General features: G+C 61.9%; 7 protein-coding genes. 3 read left to right on the forward strand and 4 right to left on the reverse strand.

Annotated elements, in window-relative coordinates; translation table 11 throughout:
• Nucleotides 1–11: 11 nt before the first annotated feature.
• The 4 genes from CP49_RS26490 to grxD are packed head-to-tail and all read right to left on the reverse strand — an operon-like array spanning nucleotide 12 to nucleotide 3,512.
• A complete protein-coding gene (locus CP49_RS26490) occupies nucleotides 12–1,316 on the reverse strand; it encodes a serine hydrolase domain-containing protein (RefSeq protein ID WP_057853107.1) in 1,305 nt (434 codons plus the stop codon).
• On the reverse strand, nucleotides 1,297–2,580 hold the full coding sequence (locus CP49_RS26495; RefSeq protein ID WP_057853108.1) for a serine hydrolase domain-containing protein: 1,284 nt from the start codon (nucleotides 2,578–2,580) through the stop codon (nucleotides 1,297–1,299). Before CP49_RS26495 ends, CP49_RS26490 begins: the two co-directional genes overlap by 20 nt.
• A 42-nt stretch (nucleotides 2,581–2,622) precedes the next feature.
• Nucleotides 2,623–3,177 (reverse strand): O-acetyl-ADP-ribose deacetylase, encoded by a 555-nt coding sequence (locus CP49_RS26500; RefSeq protein ID WP_057853109.1) that lies wholly within the window; start codon nucleotides 3,175–3,177, stop codon nucleotides 2,623–2,625.
• Nucleotides 3,174–3,512 carry a Grx4 family monothiol glutaredoxin gene (gene grxD, locus CP49_RS26505; protein WP_057843761.1) on the reverse strand — a complete coding sequence of 113 codons (339 nt, stop codon included), beginning with the start codon at nucleotides 3,510–3,512 and terminating at the stop codon, nucleotides 3,174–3,176. The genes CP49_RS26500 and grxD overlap by 4 nt, the downstream gene beginning before the upstream one ends.
• 291 nt (nucleotides 3,513–3,803) lie before the next feature.
• Between grxD and egtB the strand changes: the two genes are divergently transcribed.
• From egtB to CP49_RS26520, 3 genes are all read left to right on the forward strand, one after another.
• A complete protein-coding gene (gene egtB, locus CP49_RS26510) occupies nucleotides 3,804–5,051 on the forward strand; it encodes an ergothioneine biosynthesis protein EgtB (RefSeq protein ID WP_057853110.1) in 1,248 nt (415 codons plus the stop codon).
• A gap of 47 nt (nucleotides 5,052–5,098) precedes the next feature.
• Nucleotides 5,099–6,070, forward strand: coding sequence for an L-histidine N(alpha)-methyltransferase (gene egtD, locus CP49_RS26515; protein WP_057853111.1), 972 nt, complete (start codon nucleotides 5,099–5,101; stop codon nucleotides 6,068–6,070).
• Between the two features lie 613 nt (nucleotides 6,071–6,683).
• Nucleotides 6,684–6,917, forward strand: coding sequence for an HMG-box domain-containing protein (locus CP49_RS26520; RefSeq protein WP_057853112.1), 234 nt, complete (start codon nucleotides 6,684–6,686; stop codon nucleotides 6,915–6,917).
• The last annotated feature ends 52 nt before the right edge of the window (nucleotides 6,918–6,969 follow it).

Raw genomic sequence — 6,969 nt, forward strand, 5'->3', positions numbered from 1 at the left:
TCCGTCAATCGTCAGTCCTTGCGCAAGCCCTTGCCCAGCGCTTCATACATGATCGTCTTCAGCGCCAGTTGAATTCGCCCGCCCTGGGTCGGGGCCTGCACCATGAAGACAACGAGCATGTCGTCCTTGGGATCGACGAAATAGAAGCTGCCGCCGGCGCCGTCCCAGCGGTATTCGCCGAGCGGCCATGTCGTATTCGGGGGCGGCGAAGTGCGCACGGCAAAGCCAAGGCCAAAGCCGCTGCTCGGACCCGGGAAATAGAAGGGGTCATGGATGATCCCGGTCTCCGGCCCAATCTGATCCGACGTCATCAGCGCGACCGTCTCGGGCTTGAGATACCGCTTGCCGTCCAGCTCGCCGCCGTTGAGCAGCATTTGCAGGAAGCGGGCGTAGTCGCCAACCGTCGAGACCAGTCCTGCTCCGCCGGATTCCCAGCGCCGCGCCACTGTCGGCTCCTTGATCCCGGCCACCCGAAAACGATCGACGGGAAATGCCTGGGCAATGCGCGGCCACTTCGCCTGATCTGCGACATAGTATGCGGTGTCGGGCATGCCGAGCGGATCGAATAGTCTCTGCTTCTCGAATTGAAACAGTGCCTGCCCCGAGGCCACCTCGACGACACGGCCGAGCACGTCGGTTGAATGGCTGTAGTTCCAGCGCGTCGCGGGCTGATCGGCGAGCGGCAGTATCGCGATCCGGTCGGCAAATTCGGCGTTGTCGAAATCGCCGGCGTACAGTTGCGGATTGGCATAGAGTTTCTGCACCGCGGTTTCGCCGAAGAAGCCATAAGTGATCCCCGACGTGTGCCGCAGCAGATCCCTGATCGTGATCGGGCGCTTCAACGGCTCGAGCTTGAGCGGGTACTGTCCTGCTTCATCGGAAAGATCGACGCCGACTTTTGCATCGGCAAAGGCGCGAATGTATTTCGACACGGGATCGTCGAGCGCCAGCTTGCCGTCGTCGACCAGCATCATCGCGGCAACCGAGGTGACGGCCTTCGACATCGAATAGATCTGGAAAATCGTGTCCGGCGTCATCGGCTGCCCGGTCGCGGGGTCCCGCACGCCGAAACTTTCCAGATAGACCGGCTTGCCGTGCTGCTGGATCAGGAGGACTGCGCCGGGAATCTTGCCGGTCGCTACTTCGTTGCGAACGTAGTCGCCGATCCGGTCAAGGGCCGCGCGTGAGAACGTTGGCGCGTCCGGCGCCGTCGGCTCGGCCCACACCTCATGTGGCGAGCCGCCGAGAAAAAGCAGCGCTAGCGCCGCCGCAACGAGGCAGCGCCCTGCCGTGCCGTCAGTTCTCCAGCGCTTCATAGACCAACTGTTTCAGCGTCCGCTGGATGCGCTGGCGTTCCGTCGGCGTCTGCTCGAGCAGCACGAAGAACATATCCTGCTTGCGGTCGACCACGAAATAGCAGCCGCTGGCGCCGTCCCATTTCAATTCGCCCAGTGATCCCGGCGGCGGCGGCTTGGCGTTGCCCGGATCGGTGCGCACTGCAAGCCCGAGGCCCATTCCGAAGCCGTCCCCCGGGAAATAGAAATAATCCCGCTCGACCCCAGACCCGGGGCCGACATAGTCGGTCGTCATCAGCTTGAACGTTTCGGGTTTGAGATAGGTCTTGCCCTCGAACGTGCCGCCATTGAGCAGCATCTGCGTAAAGCGCCGGTAGTCTGCCATCGTCGAGTACATGCCGCCGCTGGCGAATTCGATCTTCTTGACGTTGGTCGGGTTGGTGTCGCGACCGACGCGGAAGTTGCTGTCGTTGGGCACCGGCAGCGCGATCCGCTGCTGCTTCTCCGGATCGGTGATGTAGAAGCCAGTGTCGACCATGCCGAGCGGATCGAGCAGCCTTTCGCGCATGATCGTGAACAGGGATTTTCCGGACGCGACTTCCATCACCCGCGCCAGGATGTCGGTGGAATGGCCGTATTGCCAGAGCGCGCCCGGCTGATTGTGCAGCGGCAGCTTGGCGATCCGCTCGGCGAACCCGGCCAGATCGAAATCTCCGTCATAGATATTGGCGGCCGCATAGGCCTTGCGGACCAGGGTGTCGCCGTAGAAGCCGTAGGTAATCCCTGACGTATGCACCATCAGGTCGCGGACGGTCATCGGCCGGATCGCCGGCACCAGCTCGAGCGTCTTGGTGCCATCCTCGGCCTTCTTCTCGACACCGACCTTCACATTGGCGAAGGACGGAATGTACTTTGAGACGGGATCGTCGAGCTTGATCGTGCCGTCCTCGACCAATTGCATGGCCACGACCGACGTGATCGCTTTCGTCATCGAGAACAGGCGGAAGATCGTCTTGTCGGTGATTGGCTTCTTGGACTCCACGTCCTGAACGCCGAAGGTTTCGTGATAGACCGGCTTGCCGTGCTGCTGGATCAGGACGTTCGCGCCGGCGATTTTGCCGGTCTCTACCTCGTTCTTGAAGAACGCGGTGATCTTCGCAAGCTTGTCCTTGTTGAAATGCGCGCCTTTGGGAATATCGAACGTGCCTTCGGCGCGGACCTGTGGCGCAACCGCCAGCATCACCGCGCCGCAGGCAAGCGCGCGCAGCATTTGACGCAAGTTCATTGGAACCCCCTCCAGAATTCGGAGGGGAGTGTAGCTGCGGCGTCAGTCGGCGCAAGGGCTGCCAAAGGCTGCCAGCGCCTCTTCATGCAACCGAGCGCTGTCAGGGGAGAAACAGCAGAAGATGACCCTTGTCACGGCAGGCGCCGCGGCCAGTCCATCGACGACGGTTGCGATTGCGATGCCTGCTGCACGGTCGGCAGGGAAGCGATAGACGCCCGTAGAGATCGCGGGAAATGCCAGAGATGAGAGCGCATTGGCCTGGCAGAGCTCGAGGGAGCGCCGATAGCAGGAAGCGAGCAGCCCGTCCTCTCCAACATTGCCGCCGTGCCAAACCGGCCCGACGGCGTGGATCACATGCCTGGCCGGCAACCGGTATCCTCGGGTGATCTTGGCGTCGCCGGTCTCGCAGCCGTTGAGCGTGCGGCATTCGGCCACCAGTTCAGGTCCGGCCGCCCGATGGATCGCACCATCGACGCCACCCCCGCCGAGGAGCGACGAATTCGCCGCGTTGACGATGGCGTCAACGCGCAAGCCGGTGATGTCGGCAACAATGACTTCCAACCGCGCCTGGCCGACCTGGCGCGCCTGCCCGCTCAGGCGGAAGCCGCCGCGTTGACGGTGACGCCCTTGTCGACAAAGAGCTGCTGCAATTCACCGGCCTGGAACATCTCACGGATGATGTCGCAGCCGCCGACGAACTCGCCCTTGACGTAGAGCTGCGGGATGGTCGGCCAGTTCGAATATTCCTTGATGCCGTTGCGAAGTTCGGCGGATTCCAGGACGTTCAGGCCCTTATAGCCGACGCCGACGTGGTCGAGGATCTGCACCACCTGGCCGGAGAAACCGCACTGCGGAAACTGCGGCGTCCCCTTCATGAACAGGACGACGTCGTTCGACTTCACTTCGTTATCGATGAATTGTTCGATGCTCATATTCGCTTCCTTTTGGGGCACAACCCCCTGCGGCTTTGCCTGACCGGCCGGCTGGTCCATGTAACCCGGTTATTTGCCATATATGTAGCCCAAACCGTTGTTCATCCAAAGTAAAATGGCGAGTAGCTGGCATGCACGGGTCCGGTGCGGGGCCCCTGCCTATAGTCTGACGGCATCAATATCATAGTGGCCGAAGGCTTTTTTCCCGGAACGGAACCCCTATTTAGGACGGACTGCCCGCCGGGAACCAGTTTCCCGGACTAACGTTCTCTCCTTTCACCGGAGACACCAGTGACGAAATCAGTACCCGCAGCGTCCCTCGCCACCGCGCAGTCACTTTTCTCCGATTCCGGCACCCTCGCCCAGAATTTGGTGGAAGCCTATCTGGCCGTGCGCGGCGAGACCGAGCGCCGGGCGGCCCCCTTGAGCCCCGAGGACCAGCTTATCCAGTCGATGCCGGACGCCAGCCCGGCCAAATGGCATCGCGCCCACACCACCTGGTTCTTCGAGCAATTCCTGCTGGGTGAGCACTGCGAGGGTTACCAGCCCTTCCATCCTGATTATGCGTTTCTGTTCAATTCCTATTACGTCAGCGCCGGACCGCGGCACGCCCGCCACCAGCGCGGCCACCTCACCCGTCCGAGCACGGACGAGGTCACCGCCTATCGCCGGCATGTCGATGCTGCCGTGGTCAAGTTCTTCCAGACCGCCGGCGAGGAGCGTCTCGCCAAGCTCGTCCCGCTGGTCGAGGTCGGCCTCAACCACGAGCAGCAGCACCAGGAATTGATGCTGACCGACGTCCTGCACGCCTTTGCCCAGAACCCGATCCCGCCGGCCTACGATCCGTCCTGGCGCTTCCCGGAGTCGCATCGCGACGGCGACGAATGGGTCGCCCTCAACGAGGGCATCCACACCGTCGGGCACACCGACGACAGCTTCCATTTCGACAATGAAAAGCCCGCGCACCGCGCCCTCGTCGGCCCGGTCAGGCTCGCCCGCAACCTCGTCAGCAATGCCGAATGGCTGGCCTTCATGAAGGACGGCGGCTACGGAACGGCCACGCTGTGGCTGATGGACGGCTTTGCCACGGTCGCCAACGAGGGCTGGCAGGCGCCCGGCCACTGGCGACAGGTCGATGGCGAATGGCGGATCATGACGCTCGGCGGGCTGCAGCCGATCGACCCCTCCGCACCCGTCAGCCATGTCAGTTATTACGAGGCGGACGCGTTCGCACGCTGGGCCGGCCGCCATCTGCCGACCGAAATGGAATGGGAGGTCGCCGCCCGCGCCGGCCAGCTCAATGACGCCTTCGGCATCGTCTGGCAGTGGACCCGCAGCTCCTACTCCCCGTACCCCGGCTACCGCGCCATCGAGGGCGCGCTGGGGGAATACAACGGCAAGTTCATGGTCAACCAATTGGTGCTGCGCGGCTCCTCGCTTGCAACTCCGGCCGGCCACAGCCGTATCACCTACCGTAACTTCTTCTATCCGCACCACCGCTGGCAATTCACGGGGTTACGCCTCGCCGACTACGCCTGACCCAACCTGGATCATAGCGCGCCGGAAAGCGCGTTCAGGAGAGTATCATGAATGTGCATGCCGCCGCTTTGGCCCAAAGCTACCCGTTCGATGAGCAGACCTCCGCCTTTGCCGGCGACGTGATCGGCAATCTGTCGCAATTTCCCAAGCGGCTGTCGCCGAAATATTTCTACGACGCCGTAGGCTCCGAGCTGTTCGAGCAGATCACGGTTCTGCCGGAATATTATCCGACCCGCACCGAGCTCGGCATTCTGCGCAGCCGCGGCGACGAGATCGTTTCCATCATCCCGAAGGGTGCCGCGCTGGTGGAATTCGGCGCCGGCGCCACCACCAAGGTCCGCCTGCTGTTGGCGCGCTGTGCTTTCGGAGCCTATGTCCCGGTCGACATTTCCGGCGACTTCCTGAACGCGCAGGCGAGCGCCTTGCGCAAGGATTTTCCCGATCTCGGGGTCTATCCGGTTGCTGCCGATTTCACCGCGCCGTTTGCCCTGCCGGCCGAGATCGAAGGGATGCCCAAGGTCGGGTTCTTTCCGGGATCGACGCTCGGCAATTTCGAACCCCACGAAGCGCGCGCCTTCCTGCGCAGCGCGCGCGACATTCTGGGCGAAGCCGCGCAGATGATCATCGGCGTCGATCTCGAAAAGAACGAGCGGGTGCTTTACGATGCCTATAACGACGCCGCCGGCGTCACCGCGAAGTTCAATCTCAACGTACTTGTCCGCATCAACCGCGAGCTCGGCGGCAATTTCGACGTTTCCGCTTTCATGCACCGCTCGGTCTATAACCGCGAGCGGCATCGCATCGAGATGCACCTGATCGCCAAGAAGGCGCAGACCGTGCGCATCCTCGGGCGGAATTTTTCATTCCGTCCGGGCGAGAGCATCCATACCGAATCGAGCTACAAATACAGCCTCGATCGCTTCACCGCGCTGGCGAGCGACTCCGGTTGGTCGGTGCGGGAATCCTGGACCGATCGGGACCGGATGTTTTCGGTCCACGCGCTGGCGGCGTCAGGCTGAGGATTGGTCGCGAGCTCTGCGGTTCAGGTCTTTGTAATTCACGTCTTGCAGTCCGATCTTGTACGATGCGGTCGCGGCCTGCGTGTTGGAGCGATCCGGGGAGCGCCAGATATCCAATCATCGAACAATCGGTCTGCACCGAGCAACCATGCGTGGATGATCCGCCACTTGTCCTGACCGCGAGACTGGAAATCCAGTAGCGGCGATCCGGTGTCCTGCAGTTCGTGGAAGAACTTCAAAGAATCTTTTCCAGTAGGCCGGTCCTGATCGATCGACTGCGCTAAGATCCAGCGATCCCACTCCTGAATAATGCGTACTCTTGCTTCACTTTGTTTCATAGGCGCGTATTCCCACCACGGCACCCCGTGGGCACTGAGTGAATCGCGCTGGTCAGACGGTGAAGGAAAGGTGCTAACGCCGCCGCGCGTCAATGCACCTTGCCGAGCTCACTATACCAAACTTCTTAACAAGTCTTAACTCTTTATCAGCATCGCCCGCAAAACGCCTCATCTGCGCTCTCGTTTCCCCTTCGTGCTGTCCGACTTTTGACGCGGACTCAGCCGAACCTCCTTGGCAACTTGGCTGGGGGGAGTTCGTGCCAAGGGTATCAGTCATGGGGAACGCATATCCAGCGACCACCAATCGGAAGCAATATTCCAGTTCGTCCTCTGTCCGCGAGGGGGCGGCATGGGACCAGGAGAGGGACACCGAGCGGGCGGCGCTGATCGAGGAGAACGCCCGGCTGCGGGGGCTCGTCGTGCAGTTGTCCAACCTCGTCCTTCGCAACGTCGTCGATCAGTACAACACCACGCCCACACTGCCGCTCAGGCGCTCGCTGCCTGACTAGCAGTCTGCTGAAGAACCCCCTCGCCACGGAGTGGGCTTGATGATTCACTTTA

Source organism: Bradyrhizobium valentinum, from assembly GCF_001440405.1.
Classification (GTDB): Bacteria; Pseudomonadota; Alphaproteobacteria; order Rhizobiales; family Xanthobacteraceae; genus Bradyrhizobium; species Bradyrhizobium valentinum.